The organism is Streptomyces sp. Ag109_O5-1, assembly GCF_003814875.1.
Taxonomy (GTDB): Bacteria; Actinomycetota; Actinomycetes; order Streptomycetales; family Streptomycetaceae; genus Streptomyces; species Streptomyces sasae.
Genome location: NZ_RKQF01000001.1, coordinates 9,948,851 through 9,964,098, shown reverse-complemented (window position 1 = coordinate 9,964,098; position 15,248 = coordinate 9,948,851). Strand labels below are relative to the sequence as shown.

The window sequence follows — 15,248 nt, the reverse complement described above, 5'->3', positions numbered from 1 at the left end:
TGCCGCACGAGGGGCCGCCGCCACTCAGTGGCGGCCCCCCAGGCTCGTTCCAGCTGCACTGAAACGGCGATCGGATGGGTGACGGCTCACCCGAGTTGGGGGTGGACCCTACTCATCAAGGAACTGAATGGCGTGCTTCAGGAACCGCTCGGGGTACTGGAACTGCGCCCCGTGCCCGGCGTCGGCGTAGATGATCAGCTGGGCGTTGGGAATGTTCCGGGAGAGGTGCCACGAGTTGATCGTGGGGATCATGATGTCGTCCTCGCCGTTGAGGACCAGCGTCGGCTGGGTGATCGCGTTCAGGTAGGCGAAGGGATTGTCACCCGGCAGCGCCTTCTCATAGGCCGTGACCGCTTCCAGCCGCGCCATCATCAGCACGGGCGAGCTCGGCGTATCCTGGTCCGCCCGCTGGTGACGCCGCCCCCGAGTTCGTCGAGACCTACGTCTCTCAGGAGCACCGCGACGGCCGCGCCGACAGCTGCAACATCGCAGCCCTCAGCGGCGACGCGGCCCGCCAACCCGCGGACGCCAAAACGGAGTTCGCCGCCGGCATCGAGAGCCTGCTGGCTGCGCTTCAGGGCGGCGGCGACACGCCGGCGGACGCAGACCAGCGCGCCGACCGCACCTTGGTGATCAACATGCTCGCCCATTCGGTCGGCGCGATCATGATGTCGCGGGCTTGCCCGGATGGTTCTCCGCTGGCGGACGAAATCCTCGACGTCTGCCGCGCGGAGATTCTCGGGACAGGATGCGGCCGCCATGGACGAGATGACCGTGCGGCTCAAAGAGGCCGTCCGCGCCTGGACGGAGAAGACCAGCGTCGGCACGGTCACCGACATGACCGCCCTTCGAGCCGCTGAACGAACCCTACGGTTACCCACTGAGCCAGTGGGTCTCGGTCTGCTGTGCCGTTCAGGGCGGAGGAGGCTCCGACGCCGGTCACGTTGTCGTTGTAGCCCGTGCCGCTGATGACCGACTTGCGGGTGAACGCGCGAGTGGGCATGGCTGCTCCCCGAATTGAGGCCCCTTCCGGGGGAAACTGTTGCGGAATGTTGTTGAGGGATGTGCGACTCTGTCGGAAGAAGACTGAGGACTTCCTCCCGACCCGTCAAGACTCAAGAACCGGTCGAGACCCGTCGCGACCACCAACTTGCCTAAATCTGAAGATAGTTGGCCGAAAAACGAGTGGTCATCGGCGCCGCGCACCGCATCGCTTCGCAGCACGATCCTTTGCAGCTCAGTGATCAGCTCACACCCAATCGATCTCCGGCGGCCGCCGCGGAAGAGGCGGAACTCGCCCTGCTCCACCACGACCGCGACGTGGAGACCATCGCCCACACGACAGGGCGACCTGTCCGCACCTTCGACCACAGGCGGTAGAGCCCGCGTGGCCACGAGCATGAGCACCAGAAGACCGCCGACATGCCGGTCCGCCGACTGTGCGCGGTCGACCGACCTGTGGAGCACGTCCGTGCCGAGAGCGGCGTCGGAACCCGCCGCCCGATGAACCGTGACCACCGACGTCCGCAAGCACGGCAGTCCGCCCCGAGCGGTCAGCCCGCGTCGAGTTCAAGCAGTCCGAGCCTGAGGGCCTCGCTGACCGTACCGGCCCGGTTCTCGGTGCCCAGCTTGCGGTAGATCCGAACCAGGTGGGTCTTGACCGTGGCCTCGGTGAGGAACAAGGCGGAGGCGATGGCCCGGTTGCTGTGGCCCTGGGCGAGCAGGCGTACGACCTCGGTCTCCCGCTCGCTGAGCGCCGGTCCCGGGTCGGCGGTCCGGCCGACGAGGCGGGCCGCCGCCTCGGGGGCCAGCCCCATGCCCCCGGCTGCCGCCGCACGCACGGCGCGGAACAGTTCCTCGGGCGGGCCGGCCTTGAGGATATAGCCCCGGGCGCCCGCTTCCACCGCACGGACGACATCGCCGCGGCCGCTGTAGCTGGTCAGCACGACGACACTGGCGCCCGGTACGGCCGCGGTGATGCGGCGAGTGGCCTCGATGCCACCGAAGCCGCCGTCCGGGGCGGCGGCGTCCGACAGACGCAGATCCATGAGCACCACGTCGGGCCGCAGGCGTTGAGCGAGGCGGACGGCATCCCGGCCGTCCCCGGTCTCGGCGATCACGTCGAAGCCGGGCTCTCCCTCCAACAGAGCGCGCAGGCCGGCCCGTACGACGGCGTGGTCGTCGACGACCAGGATCCCCAGGGCGCCCCTGGTCACGGTGTCCTGGCCAGTACGCCTTCGGCAGCAGGCAGTTCGGCGCGCACCCGAGTGCCGCGCCCGATCGCACTGTCCACGGAGAGCCTGCCGCCCAGGGCGCTCAGGCGGTCGTGGGCGGCGGCGAGCCCGAAGCCCCGGTCGAGGCCGGCGGGTTGCGTGGCCCGCGAGTCGAAGCCCCGCCCGTCGTCACCGACTTCGACGGTCACCATGTGGTCCTGATACGTCAGCGTGAGGTGAACGTGCGTTGCCCGGGCGTGTTCGAGGGCATTGGCGAGGAGTCCCTGGGCCACACGCAGCAGGGTGACGGCCCGATCGGTGGGCAGGGGGTGCGGCTCTCCCTCGGTGCGGAAGGTGATGTGCGCGGCACCGGCAAGGGGCCGGGGGCGGGTGCACAGGCCGCGCAGCGCAGATTCCAGGTCGTCCCGCTCCAGGGCGGGCGGAGTGAGGTCGCCGATGATGGTGCGGGTCTCCTCCAGGTGGGCGCCGAGGGCCTGGGAGACGGCGCGGACCTGACGCAGGGCCACGTCCGGATCGCGCTCCCAGTCCCGCTCGGCGGCCTGCAGGAGCATGCGGCTGCCCGCGAGTTCCTGGGCGAGGGTGTCGTGCAGGTCCCGGGCGATCCGGGTCCGCTCGGCGAGTCGCCCGGCCTCGCGCTGACGCTGCGCCAACTCACCCCGGGTCTCAGCCAGTTGCGCGTTCAGGCGCTGCTGGGCACGGTAGAGGACAACCGTGCCGCAGAAAGCGGCGAGCGGGGGCGCCAGCACGTCGGCGTCAATTCCGCCACCGATCCGTACCAGCGAGGCCAACAGCCCGGCCGCGATCGCGCCGATCGCCGACACCGTCACCCGGCGCCCGGGCATCCGCAGCGCCAGCACCGCCAGCGGGACGGCCAGCCATGTGTAGGCGAAGGCGAGCGGTACCGGGAGCTTCCAGGACACCCACGCCCACAGCAGTACCAGTGTGCCCAGCCAGACCGGTCGTCCCGCGACGCCGAACCGGTCCCAGCGGCTCGGCCCGGCGAGGTAGAGCAGCCCGAGGGCGGCGATCGGCGGTGCGACCACCCAGCACAGCTCCCTGTGCAGCTCGACGAGCCGCACGAGGGTGCCCGCGACCGGGACCAGGAAGACCAGGTGGGGCAGCCGCCGCGCCGACAGGGACAGCCGACTGGGCACGACGGGGGTAGTGGGGGACACTCTGGCTCCCTGCGACGGGCCGGACGCAGTTGACAACTGTGCCAGAAGTGTAAGGCGTGCCCTGTACGTCCCCGGTAAACAGCGTTCTGCCGCCGTCACCGCCCCGGGTGCAGCCCCAGCCATCCCGGCGACGGATCTCCCTTGACCTCGCCGAAGTACAGGGCGAAGGTCTGCTTCAGCCGCTCGACCTCGGCGCGGTCCTCCATGAACTTCGGGAAGCCGTCGACGTTGGCATTCGGGAGGTCCCAGACGGGCCTGAGGCTCGCGTTCGGGGTGATGTCCTCGCGGACCGACCAGCCGTTGAAGGCGGCCCTCTGGCGGGCCTCGGACAGCTGCCAGTTCATGTAGAGCTTGGCCGCGGCCGGATGGGCGGCCTGTTTCAAGATCGCGGCGCGCTGGCCCCAGGCCATGAAGGGAGCCCGCTCCGGGAGCACCCACTTCAGGGTGGTGGAGGTGGAGACCGCGCTGCCGGAGCCGCCGACGCCGATGGTCTTCTGCCCGCCCGTGACCGCGGCGCCGGGAGTGTTCGTGCCTCGGGCGAACTGCGGCTGCTGCGCGGCGAACTGAGCGACCCAGTCCCAGCCGTAGGTGAGCTGGTAGAGGGAGTAGAGGTAGAGGACCGCGTCGTCGTCGTTCGGGTAGGAGGACGCGATGGCGTTCTTCCACCGGACGTCGACCAGGTCCGCCGGGGTCCTGGGCGCGTTCGCGCCGGCGGCCTGAATGTCGTACATGAAGCTGAAGGCGATGACCATCAGCGCCGTCCACGCGCCGTCGGGGTCCTTGAAGCCCTTGTGGACCTCGGAGAACCCGGCGGGCTTGTAGGGCAGCAACTTGCCCTGGCGCTTCCAGCGGGTGAAGTCCTGGAGGGTCTGCAGCTGGACCACGTCGGGGACGAGGGTGCCGGTCGCGAGTTGGTTGTCGACGCGGACGTCGTGGTACTTGCTGTAGTCCACGACGACCGTGAGATCGACCTCGGGGAAGGCTGCGGCCCAGGCTGTCCGGACGCCCGCGGCCTGGCTGTCGACGTCGCCGCCCTGGTAGAGGACGAGCTTGCCGCCCTCGGCGACCGCGGCCTCGTACAGCTCCTCCAGCGACCGCGTCTCCTCTCGGGCGCCGAGCAGGGAAGCCCCCGAACTCCGGGCGCCCGGTGCGGCCGACGCCTGGCCGGCAGCGGCCCCGGCGATCGCGACGCCCGCGCCTGCGGCGAGCAGCCGACGCCTGCTGAAGTTCGTGGACATGGTGGGAATCCTCTCCTTGTGCCTCATCTGCGATCGCCGTCGGCGACTCGGGCGCCACGGCCCGCCAAGTCTCGCCGAGCGCAGCCTTGATCCGCGTCGCCCGTACGCCGAGACCGGATTCAACCGTTCGATGGACTCAGAGGCTCACAGACGTTACAGCCGTAACCGGTAGTGACTGTGTCTGCGACGGCCCGGCACCTTCGGCATTCATGCAACTGCTTCGCAAGCCCTTCCCCCCACGGAGACCAGCCGCAGGGCGGCGAAGAAGTCCGCGGGATTCAGCAGCTTTGCGCGTGATGGCACCGGGGCCGGGCAGCTTGCCGTCGAGTGCCACCAGAACACCGGCCGCCGCGGGCACCCCGGTCGCGTCCTCTTGGGTGGTCGTTGCTGTCCGGAAACATCGGAGAACGCCAGGACGACCACCGCAAGCAAAGGCAGGGTGCAAGGTCGCAGTGGGAACTCACGTAGCGGAATCCGCAAGAAACGGTCTTGCCGATAAGGCGGCCGGGCCCGTCGACCAGGTCGACGGGCCCGGCACGCGTCCATGTCGGATGGTGTGCTTCCCGCGGGGTCGCGGCGGAGATCGGGGTTGCCGCGGGCTCGGTGGACCGGCTACCGCAGGGAGACCCCGCAAGAACCCGCCCGAAGCGGTGCAGGACCGGATCACCGAGCCCGTACGATGCCGCTCGCAGCCCCGGGGCCGGGAACGCGCCCGCCGCCACGCCGCCACCCAGACCGGCATGACCCTCAATTTCCGCACCACCGGGGCTTCCTCGGGTGACGGGGCAGGGATCCGAGAACAGGGCCTGATCCACAACCCCTGGTACAAGGGGCAGACCCCCCGCCCAAACACACGGACGGGGGTCAACATCTGTCACGTCCGTGTCACCAACACCGTTGACGCGCCTGGACGGGAAGTCCGCGCACCGACAGGACTGACGCCGATCGAAGCTGAGTTTACTTTTCTATACCCAGAAGGTAGCGTCACCGGTACATCGATCCGGCTGCCGCACGGACACCTGTCACGGCACCCATCTGAGAAGGAGCGCCATCATGGGCGTCAGCCAAGAAGCACACGAGTTCGCGGAGTTCCTCGCCGGCGTGAGCGCGAAGTCCGCGACACCGGGTCTCGACCTGAGCGTCATCCGCGACATCGTCGACTCGAACCACAAGGCGTCGACCGAACCGGAAGGCGTCACCTACGCCGAGGTCGACGCGGACGGCGTACCCGCCCTCTGGGCCATCCCCGAGGGCGCCGCCCCCGACAAGGCGCTGCTCCACTTCCACTTCGGCGGATCGGTCGCCGCCTCGATGCACTCCGACCGCAAGGCCGCCGGCCACATCGCGAAGGCCGCCGGAGTCCGCTCCCTGGTCGTGGACTTCCGCCTGGCGCCGGAGCACCCCTACCCGGCGCAGCTCGACGACGTCGAGACGGCTTACCGGTGGCTGCTCTCCCAGGGCTACGAGCCCCGGAACATCGGCAGCACCGGCCACTCCATCGGCGGCACGCTCGCGATCATGCTGGCGCTGCGTCTGCTGGCCAAGGGCGAGCCCACCCCCGGTGCGATCGTCAGCGTCTCGCCCTGGACCGACCTCACCCTCCAGAACAAGTCGGTGGACGCCAACGAGGCGCACGACAAGATGCTCAGCCGCGCCACCCTCGAGCTCTTCCGCGGAGCCTGGGTGCAGGACCCCGCCATCGAGCCCGCCGACCCCCGGGTCAGCATCGCCAACGCCGACCTGACCGGCCTGCCGCCCACGCTCGTCTACTACGGCGAGTACGAGACCCTTGCCGACGACGGTGCCGTGCTCGGGCTCCGGCTCGCCGACTTCAAGGTCACTTCCGAGACCCACGGGGTTCCCGAGGGTCAGCACTCGTTCGTCCTGGGCGCGGGCCGCGTGCCCGAGGTGAACGCGGCGATCGACCGGATGGGGCAGTGGCTCCGCACGCACCTCGGCGCCTGACCAGAGCATGAGTGCGGGGCCTGCCGACAAGGGCTCGCCAACCATGACGTGACGCGATGCCGGTGACCGGGAATCCGGGTCATCGGCATCCTGCTCGGCCATTGCGGCCAACCTGAGGTATGCGTTGAGGCAGCGTTCTGCACGCCGCCCCTCCCCCGGTCCCTGGACGCCACAAAGGAGTGCGCAATGGGAAAGTACGAGGACGTCTTCCGCGCCTGCACCGAAGACCCGGAGAACTTCTGGCTGACGGCGGCGGAAGGCATCGACTGGGATGTCGCTCCGCGACGCGCCCTGGACGCCTCCGGCGCACCCTTCTACCGCTGGTTTCCCGACGGTCGGCTGAACGTCTGCTTCAACGCGCTCGACCGGCACGTCGACGCGGGCCGCGGCGATCAACCCGCACTCGTCTACGACTCACCCGTGACCGGCACCCGGCGCACCTACACCTACACCCAACTCAGGGACGAGGTGGCGGCCTTCGCCGGAGGGCTCGCGCAACTCGGTGTGGAACAGGGCGACCGAGTGGTGATCTACATGCCGATGGTCCCCGAGGCCGCCATCGCGATGCTGGCCTGTGCGCGCATCGGCGCCGTGCACTCGGTGGTCTTCGGCGGGTTCGCCCCGCACGAACTCGCCCTCCGCATCGACGACGCCGCCCCCAAGGTGGTCGTCTCCGCCTCCTGCGGCATCGAGGGCAAGCGGGTCATCGCGTACAAGCCGCTGCTCGACCGGGCCATCGAACTCGCGGTCCACAAGCCGGAGAAGAGCGTGATCCTGCAACGTCCGCAGGAGCGGGCCGAGTTGGGGGCCGACGATCTCGACTGGGCCGACCTGGTCGCCGCGGCACCGCCGGCCGACTGCGTTCCCGTCCCGGCGAACGCGCCCCTGTACATCCTCTACACGTCCGGAACGACCGGGAAACCGAAGGGAGTTGTGCGTGACAGCGGCGGCTACGCGGTCGCCCTGCACTGGTCGATGGGCGCCGTGTACGACGTGGGCCCGGGCGAGACGATGTTCACCGGCTCGGACGTCGGCTGGGTCGTCGGCCATTCGTACATCGTCTACGCCCCGCTGCTGGTCGGCGCGACCACGGTCCTGTACGAGGGCAAGCCGGTCGGTACCCCGGACGCGGGGCAGTTCTGGCGCGTCGCCGCCGAGTACCGCGTCAAGACGATGTTCACCGCGCCCACCGCTTTCCGGGCCATCCGTAAGGAGGACCCCAAGGGTCTGCTCGCCGCGGACCACGACCTGTCCGGCCTGCGCCACCTCTTCCTCGCGGGCGAGCGCCTCGACCCCGAGACGTACCGCTGGGCAAGCACCCTTCTGGACATTCCGGTGATCGACCACTGGTGGCAGACGGAGACGGGCTGGCCCATCGTCGCCAACCCGGTCGGCATCGAGGCCGCGCCCGTCAAGCCCGGTTCCCCCACCCGCCCGCTGCCCGGCTGGGACGTCCGCGTCCTCGACCCCTCGGGCGATCCGGTGACCGCGGGCGTCGACGGCGCCATCGTCGTGAAGCTCCCCCTGCCGCCGGGCGCGCTTCCCACCCTGTGGAACGACGACGAACGCTACGTCGCCTCCTACCTCTCCGCCTACGACGGCTACTACCTCACCGGCGACAGCGGCCACCTCGACGACGACGGCTACGTCTTCGTCATGGGCCGCACCGACGACGTCATCAACGTCGCCGGACACCGACTGTCCACCGGCAGCATGGAGGAAGCCCTGGCGGCTCATCCCGATGTCGCGGAATGTGCCGTCATCGGGGTCGCCGACGCACTGAAGGGGCAAGTGCCGCGCGGTTTCGTCGTCCTCAAAGCCGGCATCAGCCGCGAGGCGACCGAGGTCGAGGCCGAACTCGTCCAGCTCGTACGCGACCGCATCGGTGCCGTCGCCTCGCTCAAGAGCGTGGCGGTCGTGGCCGCCCTGCCCAAGACCCGATCGGGAAAGATCCTTCGCAAGACGATGCGCGGCATCGCCGACGGCCTCGACGAACCCATCCCCTCCACCGTCGACGACGCGAGTGTCATCGAGGCTCTCCGCCCTGTCCTTCGACGCGCAGGCCGCGCCGTATGACCGTCCATCTTCTGCTATGCGCTGTTGAGCTGTCCGCGGCTGTCGTCCAGCGTCATGTCGATCACAGGGTGGCGGGTGCACTTCACCCGGCGAGACCTCGCGTGGCCGAGGGAAGTGAGCCCATTCATACGGGAGTTCAATGAGCTGTTCGGCGATCTGGATCAACGGCTGGACGACCTGGGCGTACCCGGAGGTCAGCCGTTCCTGATCAGTCCGAATCAGTCCGACGGCCGAGGGATCGCTGTGGCGTTGTCGCGTGCGGCTGGCAGCGGTCGAGGAGTTGGCGGTGTGCCGCTGGGGTGGCGCTGACGCGCGGGGTGTAGTCCTGGCCGCGTCGTACGGTCACGGCCTGGCTCAGAACAGCAGTACGGGGCGCCCCCGTACACCGCCCACTTCGAAGAGACGGTGCGCCTCTGCCGCCTGTTCGGCTGGGAACGTGGCCGCGACGCGGAGTGTGAGGATGCCGGACTCGGCCTGGTCGCGTAGTTCCGTCAGGGCTGCCGTGTCCCGGAGCCGGTCCCCCACGAACAAGGGGAGCCGGCGCACACCACGGTCCGTGGTCCCGGTAAACCGTTCCTAGAGACTGAGCGGGAGTGAGTCCTGTTGCCAGGACTCGTGCTCAGCCGAACGCCCCGGACGGTGTTGGGCGTTCTGGTCGACCGCGTTCGCTCCGCGTCCGGCGCCGACGGATCGTGTCCGTGGTCCGGGGACGCGGGGGCGGTTTCCCTCACGTCCTGGGGCCACCGGTTCGGCCTGGACGGTCCGATGCCCGCACCCATCGCTCTGGTGGGTGCGGGGCGGTGCCGTCCGACGCCGGATCGGATGCCCCAGGGCGCGTCTTCCGATCGCCACCGCTGCCGCGTCGTGGCGAGTGGTCTTGCGAGTCTTGCCGGTGAGGGGTTTCTGCCAGTGCTGGGCACCCCACCGGCTGGTGTAGGCGGGATCGACAGCGATGACGGGGATGCCGAGTTCGGCGGTCATGCTCACCAGCCGGGCCCGCAGCCGGGAGACGGGCATGCCCGAGATCAGCTTACGGAAGCGTTTACGGCCCCCGTGCTTCTCACGGCTGGTCTCGCCGGTGAAGTCGAGGTCCTCGACCGCGATCGCGAGGCCATGGCGCCTGGCCCAGTGCAGCAGACGGATCAGCGCGTGCCTGACCTGCGCGTCACGATGCGAAGCGGTGCCGGTCAGGTCGTAGCCGAAGCGGAGTGGTTCGCCGAGGGGGTTGCCGTGCCGGTCGAGGCGCCAGGCGGCGAGGTGGTCGGCGTTGGTGTCCACGCCGATCAGGCCGTTCGCGCGGGCCGTCTCCAGCGGCACCGTCCTGGTCGGTGGGATGGTCCAGGATGCGGTCAGGTACCAGCGGCCACGGTCCGCGTCCTCGTGGATGTGGTAGGCGACGGCCCGGTTGGAGGTGACGCGGTCGGCCCACTGCTCGCCCCGGTGCGCGAACGAGGCCTTCGCGGCGAGGACGTACCGGCCGTGCGGCGCGTTCGCCAGGTGTGCAAGTGGTGCGGGGAGCTTGAGGGAGACCTCACCGTCGGGCGTGACGCGGATGGTCTCGTTACCAAATCGTTTGCCGGACTCGCCGTCGGCCTCGAGGAACCGGCGTCCGGCCTGCCACCGGGCGCGCCACTGCTCGTGGGTGAGGTGGGCGGCCTCCAGGTGGTGTCGGGTGTTCAGCAGCCGCTTGCCGCCGCGCACCACACGCACGGCCCCGGCCTGCCAGTCGGCCCGCGCCGCCCTCAGCCGGTCTTCGAGGACGCGCAGGCGGCGGGACTTGGCGAACCACTCCTTCCTGCTGCGATAGCCGCCCGGCGCATGTCTGGAGCCCTTCTCACCGACGGGCAGGGACAGCCGGTGCCTGATCGTACGCACGCCCGCCTGGAGGCTGTGGACGTGCGCGAGTTGGCCGCGCCGGGCGAGCGCCCACTGGTCGTGGATGGCCTTCGTGACCGACCCCGCCCAGCGCGAGGAGGACTCTGCGGTCAGGACACGCTTGCGCTCGGCCCACTGCCCGCTGTCGTGCTCCAGCCCGGCCGAACACCGCGCCCTCAGATCACGGGACGCCAGCGAACCAAGAAGATCGCCGACCAGGTACAGCACCGTCTCGTCCACCACGGTCAGGCCCTTGAGCCGGGTACGGACCGTGACACCCGAGGGGCCGGGCACCACGAACGGCGCCGCCACCTCCCGCAGCCCACCCACCCTTTTCACACCCCCCGGGCCCGTGTCGCAGAAATCCGTCACCCCACCCAACGACCACCACCACAGAAGGTCACCCATTCGATGCAGGAACTCTCGTTCCCCACCCGGAACAGGCGTGCCTGCAACCTCCCGAAGGCTCACTCATGCATGCCAGAACACACTCAAACACCGTCGACCACCACCTGTTCACAACCCCTGAAGGGTCACGATGGTTCCGCCGTCGCGCACCCCTGCGGCCACCGCCGCGTTCATCAGCCCGGCGCCGATGATCCCGCCCGCGCCGGCGGAGCGCAGTTCACGGACTCGTTCGGCGAATTGGTCCCCGCGGGGGAGCACGTGATCGGGACCCAGGCCGGTGACGAGGTCGCGGTCCTTGTCCGCCGCGTCGGCGATCACTGTCAACCCGGCGGCCTTGGCCGGCTGCACCGCGTAACCGCCGACGGCGCCGGCTGCGCCGGTCACCGCGACCGTCGCTCCGGGGGCAGTTCAAGGGCGTCCAGCGCCGCCATCCGCGCGGTGAGCGCGTTCATCAGGAGGGTCGACGCCGCCGTCAGGTCGGCCCCCTTGGGCGCGCGGACCACCGATTCCGGGGTTGCGACCACGTGGCGATCGTCGACGCCGTTCTCATGCCTTTGCTCTGACGGCCATTTGTGAAGCGTCACCGGCAGGCGATCGGTCGGAAGCGAGTTCAGGGTTGGTGTGCCCGCCACGAGCAGAGTGGCGCTGCGTCGCGAGGTCGGGTGTAGACCTCATCGCCCGCCTTGAACCCGTGCACCGCGGGTCCGACGCGGCAGGCGAGGCCCGCGACGTCGCGCCCGTACGTAGGGGGTGGACAAGGCCGCGTGCAGGCTCCGTGTGTCGAGTGGGCACCTCTTCCCGTACGGATGTCGCGCCGCAGGTGAGGTGTTGGCGCGGTGCCTAGGCGCGGCGCCCGCTCCGCGGTGTCCCCTTGCACGCCGGTCAGTGCGCCGTCCTGGTGTCCTCTCCGTGCTCGATGCCCAGGAGGGCGAGGGCGTTGTGGATGCCCTGTTCGAGGACTTGATCAGCGAGCTGCGGGTCGGCGAGGGCCCGTGAGAGCTGGAGTGTGCCGGCCATCATGGCGTACGAGCTCAGTGCCATGGGGCGGACCGAGAGCGGGTCGTCGGGCGCCAGGCGGGTGGCGATGCCGTCGGCGACCACCAGTACGCCGTCGGTGTAGGCCTGCTTGGTCGGGTGTGTGCAGCGCCCTATCTCGTCGAGCAGGGCGGCGGAGGGGCAGCCGACGTCACGGCTGTCACGGTGCCAGGGGGACAGGTACCAGCGCACGATCTGTTCGAGGCCGGCGCGGCCCGGTTCCGCGTGCGCGACGATAGTCGCGTTCTGGGCCTGCAGCTGGTCGGCGATCGTGGTGGCCACCAGTTCGTCCTTGGACGTGAAGTGGGTGTAGAAGGCGCCGTTGGTCAGCCCGGCGTCCCTCATGAGCGCCGCGATGCCCGAGCCGTCGATGCCGTCCTCCTTGAAGCGACGGCCCGCCGTCTCGATGATCCTCTGCCGGGTGGCCTGCTTGTGCTCTCTCCCGTATCGCACCACACACTCCTCTACGTACCGGGCGGGCAGCTCGCCCTCCATCGGCTCCCCCAAGGTATTGTATTGTGAACGTAATTTAATAGCCCCGGATTCCAGCACCCTCGCAGCCGGGGCGGGGCCACAGCCCCTCAGCCCCTGTCGCGCTGAACCGCTTGCACTGCCGGTCCGCATTCGGCTCCACAGCCGACCGCGAGCCCCGCTCACCGCAGGGACCCCCTTGTGCGCCAGAAGCATCCCTGCTTAATATTATGAGCATAATTCAATCGCCTCGCGGCTCGGCACGGTGGATTCCGAGGCGATCGGAGCGCGCCGGAAGCCACCTGGGTGACCCCAGGGGTCGAGAGGGTGTCGAGCGATCCGAGCGGATCGGATCGTCGGCCTGATCCACAACTCCGGCTCGCCTCTTCGAGCGCCGGCCAACGGCAGCGGCCCCACAGGCCCAGCACGCCTCCCCGTGTGCTGCGTGAGCAGACCCGCCAGAACCGACGGGCACCCGCCAACAAGAGAAGGACGTCATGAGCACATATCTGGCCGACACGGCCGAGAACCTCACCATGGAGGGGCCCTCCGCGACCTTCACCTACCGGCGCATGGGACCGCAGGGCGGCGTACCGCTGGTCCTGCTGCAGCGTTTCCGCGCGACCATCGACTGGTGGGACCCGGAGTTCCTGGACTACCTGGCCGCCGACCACGACGTGATCGTCTTCGACAACGTCGGCGTCGGCTACACCACCGGAGAGCCGCGCGACTCCCTCGACGGATTCGCAGAGGGCGCCGCCGAGTTCATCGAGGCACTCGGCCTCACGCAGGCCGACCTGCTCGGCTGGTCACTGGGCGGCTTCGTGGCCCAGCGCCTGGCCGCGCGACGCCCGGAGCTGGTGCGCAAGATCATCGTGGCAGGCAGCGGCCCGACCGGCTGGGTGCCCGGTGCGCCGGAGGCGAGCGAAAAGGTCCTGGGCATCATGGCCAAGCCCGACGCCGACCAGGAGGACATGCTGTACCTGTTCTACCCGGAGACGGACGCGGCCCGCGCCTCAGGTCACAGGCACTTCGCCCACGTCGCGACCCGGCTCGCCGCCGGCGGCCCCGCGGTCACCGAGGCGACGGCGCAGGGCATGCTCGCCGCGATCGGCCAGCTGCTGGCGGCCCCCTTCGACGAGGTACGGGCCGAACTGGAGTCCATCGAGCACCCCGTCCTGTACGCCAACGGTCTGCACGACGTGATGGTCCCCGCCCACGCGTCCTACGTCGCCGTCCAGCACCTGGCCGACGCCACCCTCCTCCTCTACGGCGACGCCGGCCACGCCTTCCTCTTCCAGCACGCCAAGGCCTTCACCAAGCAGGTGACCGACTTCCTCGCCGCCTGAGCACGCCGACCGCACCGCCGATCCCGAACCCCGGCGGCTGGCCGGCAGTCGTGCAAGCGCCGCCTCACAGCCGTGAGGCGGCGCTTGCACGATGGTTGACCGGCGTCGCCATCGAGGCTGGGCAGTCGGTGCGTACCAGCGACGTGACAATTCTGGATTGCCGGTTCCGAGTGGTTCACCGTCGTGTAGCTGAGGCCCTCGCCGAAGCGGCTGTGATGCCCCCGGACCTGGCCGCAGTAGACCGGCAGCTGTCCGGCAGGGCGGGGAACGCCGAGCGGCAGCCGCCCACTCGGCTCGATGCACCCGAGCATGAACTCGGCGATCGCCCGACCGCCCCGCATCCCGGGTTGAAGGCCTGGATGATGGCGTCCGCGCCGAGTTCCGAGGCGGGCAGCGTCGAGGGATTGCCCTGGATCAGAACGACGACGAGGGGCCGGTCGAGAGCTTCTGGAGGGCGTCGAGGAGCGCGATCTGACTCACCATGAGCTCCAGCGTCGCCGTGGAGCGGCCTTTCCCCGGTCAGACCGACGGTGTCGCGGACGACCGCGACGACGTAGTCCGCCTGGGACGCGACCGCCACCGCCTCAGGCAGTTCGGCCTCGCCGACCTTGGCGGGCGGGATCGACCGGATCGGGGATCAGCCGGCCGATCTGCGCACCACGACGGTGTTGCGCAGGAGCAGGAGTGAACATCACGACAGTTCGAGGTCGGGGCGGACGTCGATGACGACGACGCCCACCACGTCACCGGCCGGGATGCCTTTTGGGCCCGCCCGTGAGCTGGGCGCAGCGGAACCCGTGGAAGGCCATGGCCGGTTCGAAGGCGTCTTCGCAGCCGCTCACGGTGAAGTGGTTGGTCGCCAGGGCCGAACGCAGCGGCCGTACGCACAGCTCGCTGCGCTCAAGAACCCCTCACTGTCCTCAAGGACCCCGGGGGCCGCGCCGTGATGCCGTCCCGGCCACTCCGCGCGCACGGAGCTTGAGCCGGCCCACGGTGTTCTGTCCGAAGTCGAGGAGAAGGGGGGCCCGGAAGCGCCGCGTCAGATCCGCCGCAGGTGCACGTGGGCATGCGCCGTACCGGCGGCGCGGGATCGGGGCTGAGGCGGGCGTTGTCGAGCCGGTGCAGGCTCCGGCTCAGCCCTCGTCCTGGATTCCGGGGCGCAGCCAGGTGTCGTCGTCACGCCGGCATCGATGTCCTGACCGTCGTTGTCACCGCTCCGGGGCCGGACGTCCACGACTCATCGGTCACGATCAGCGTCTCGTGGCCGTCGGCGTAGGTGAGCCGCTCCTGCCCTGGTGGCGCGTTGTGCTATGCGCCATGACGCTTGGCGGAACTCGGGATTCCACAGCTGTGCATCCAGTTCGACTCCACCACTTGCACCCCGATTAAAGTACGGTCATACTTCAATAGTCGGCGGGTTGT

At 69.6% G+C, this 15,248-nt stretch carries 15 protein-coding genes; 3 read left to right on the top strand and 12 right to left on the bottom strand.

From position 1 onward, the window contains the following. Positions 1-108: 108 nt before the first annotated feature. The 5 genes from EDD90_RS45510 to EDD90_RS45485 form a co-directional block, all read right to left on the bottom strand. On the bottom strand, positions 109-372 hold the full coding sequence (locus tag EDD90_RS45510) for an alpha/beta fold hydrolase (RefSeq protein ID WP_123982302.1): 264 nt from the start codon (positions 370-372) through the stop codon (positions 109-111). Continuing rightward, positions 372-839, bottom strand: coding sequence for a hypothetical protein (locus EDD90_RS55975; RefSeq protein WP_185149451.1), 468 nt, complete (start codon positions 837-839; stop codon positions 372-374). The genes EDD90_RS45510 and EDD90_RS55975 overlap by 1 nt, the downstream gene beginning before the upstream one ends. 714 nt (positions 840-1,553) lie before the next feature. Further along, positions 1,554-2,216, bottom strand: a complete 663-nt coding sequence (locus EDD90_RS45495) for a response regulator transcription factor (protein WP_123978891.1) — start codon at positions 2,214-2,216, stop codon at positions 1,554-1,556. Beyond that, positions 2,213-3,409, bottom strand: coding sequence for a sensor histidine kinase (locus EDD90_RS45490; RefSeq protein ID WP_260328509.1), 1,197 nt, complete (start codon positions 3,407-3,409; stop codon positions 2,213-2,215). The genes EDD90_RS45495 and EDD90_RS45490 overlap by 4 nt, the downstream gene beginning before the upstream one ends. 95 nt (positions 3,410-3,504) lie before the next feature. Continuing rightward, on the bottom strand, positions 3,505-4,647 hold the full coding sequence (locus EDD90_RS45485; protein ID WP_123978889.1) for an ABC transporter substrate-binding protein: 1,143 nt from the start codon (positions 4,645-4,647) through the stop codon (positions 3,505-3,507). Positions 4,648-5,700: 1,053 nt separating this feature from the next. On the opposite strand from EDD90_RS45485, the gene EDD90_RS45480 reads away from it, so the two are divergent. Beyond that, a complete protein-coding gene (locus EDD90_RS45480) occupies positions 5,701-6,612 on the top strand; it encodes an alpha/beta hydrolase (RefSeq protein ID WP_095851111.1) in 912 nt (303 codons plus the stop codon). Positions 6,613-6,798: 186 nt separating this feature from the next. Then, positions 6,799-8,688 (top strand): AMP-binding protein, encoded by a 1,890-nt coding sequence (locus EDD90_RS45475; RefSeq protein ID WP_123978888.1) that lies wholly within the window; start codon positions 6,799-6,801, stop codon positions 8,686-8,688. 354 nt (positions 8,689-9,042) lie between these two features. Here EDD90_RS45475 and EDD90_RS45465 read toward each other — a convergent pair whose 3' ends face one another. The 6 genes from EDD90_RS45465 to EDD90_RS45445 form a co-directional block, all read right to left on the bottom strand. Further along, the gene (locus EDD90_RS45465; RefSeq protein WP_123978887.1) at positions 9,043-9,234 is read right to left on the bottom strand and encodes a zinc-binding dehydrogenase; all 192 of its coding nucleotides are present in this window, start codon (positions 9,232-9,234) and stop codon (positions 9,043-9,045) included. A 30-nt stretch (positions 9,235-9,264) separates the two neighbouring features. Beyond that, positions 9,265-10,893 (bottom strand): IS200/IS605 family element transposase accessory protein TnpB, encoded by a 1,629-nt coding sequence (locus tag EDD90_RS45460; protein ID WP_123977491.1) that lies wholly within the window; start codon positions 10,891-10,893, stop codon positions 9,265-9,267. A gap of 186 nt (positions 10,894-11,079) precedes the next feature. Continuing rightward, positions 11,080-11,355, bottom strand: coding sequence for a hypothetical protein (locus EDD90_RS56505; RefSeq protein ID WP_221305154.1), 276 nt, complete (start codon positions 11,353-11,355; stop codon positions 11,080-11,082). Next, complete coding sequence (locus EDD90_RS56500; RefSeq protein WP_221305153.1) at positions 11,352-11,495, bottom strand: hypothetical protein; 144 nt, start codon at positions 11,493-11,495, stop codon at positions 11,352-11,354. The genes EDD90_RS56505 and EDD90_RS56500 overlap by 4 nt, the downstream gene beginning before the upstream one ends. A gap of 86 nt (positions 11,496-11,581) precedes the next feature. After that, positions 11,582-11,848, bottom strand: coding sequence for an alcohol dehydrogenase catalytic domain-containing protein (locus EDD90_RS59220; RefSeq protein ID WP_099940034.1), 267 nt, complete (start codon positions 11,846-11,848; stop codon positions 11,582-11,584). Positions 11,849-11,853: 5 nt separating this feature from the next. Continuing rightward, complete coding sequence (locus tag EDD90_RS45445; protein WP_123982300.1) at positions 11,854-12,462, bottom strand: TetR/AcrR family transcriptional regulator; 609 nt, start codon at positions 12,460-12,462, stop codon at positions 11,854-11,856. Positions 12,463-12,974: 512 nt separating this feature from the next. Here EDD90_RS45445 and EDD90_RS45440 point away from each other — a divergent pair. After that, positions 12,975-13,826, top strand: coding sequence for an alpha/beta fold hydrolase (locus tag EDD90_RS45440; protein ID WP_123978886.1), 852 nt, complete (start codon positions 12,975-12,977; stop codon positions 13,824-13,826). Between the two features lie 743 nt (positions 13,827-14,569). Here the strand turns inward: EDD90_RS45440 and EDD90_RS59215 are convergent. Beyond that, on the bottom strand, positions 14,570-14,716 hold the full coding sequence (locus EDD90_RS59215; RefSeq protein ID WP_185149665.1) for a family 78 glycoside hydrolase catalytic domain: 147 nt from the start codon (positions 14,714-14,716) through the stop codon (positions 14,570-14,572). Between the last annotated feature and the right edge of the window lie 532 nt (positions 14,717-15,248).

Excerpts from the sequence above, each read along its gene's own strand:
- EDD90_RS45510 (WP_123982302.1), bottom strand. The coding sequence starts at position 372 with ATGATGGCGCGGCTGGAAGCGGTCACGGCCTATGAGAAGGCGCTGCCG.
- EDD90_RS55975 (WP_185149451.1), bottom strand. The coding sequence starts at position 839 with ATGTCGGTGACCGTGCCGACGCTGGTCTTCTCCGTCCAGGCGCGGACG.
- EDD90_RS45485 (WP_123978889.1), bottom strand. The coding sequence starts at position 4,647 with ATGTCCACGAACTTCAGCAGGCGTCGGCTGCTCGCCGCAGGCGCGGGC.
- EDD90_RS45480 (WP_095851111.1), top strand. The coding sequence starts at position 5,701 with ATGGGCGTCAGCCAAGAAGCACACGAGTTCGCGGAGTTCCTCGCCGGC.
- EDD90_RS45475 (WP_123978888.1), top strand. The coding sequence starts at position 6,799 with ATGGGAAAGTACGAGGACGTCTTCCGCGCCTGCACCGAAGACCCGGAG.
- EDD90_RS45440 (WP_123978886.1), top strand. The coding sequence starts at position 12,975 with ATGAGCACATATCTGGCCGACACGGCCGAGAACCTCACCATGGAGGGG.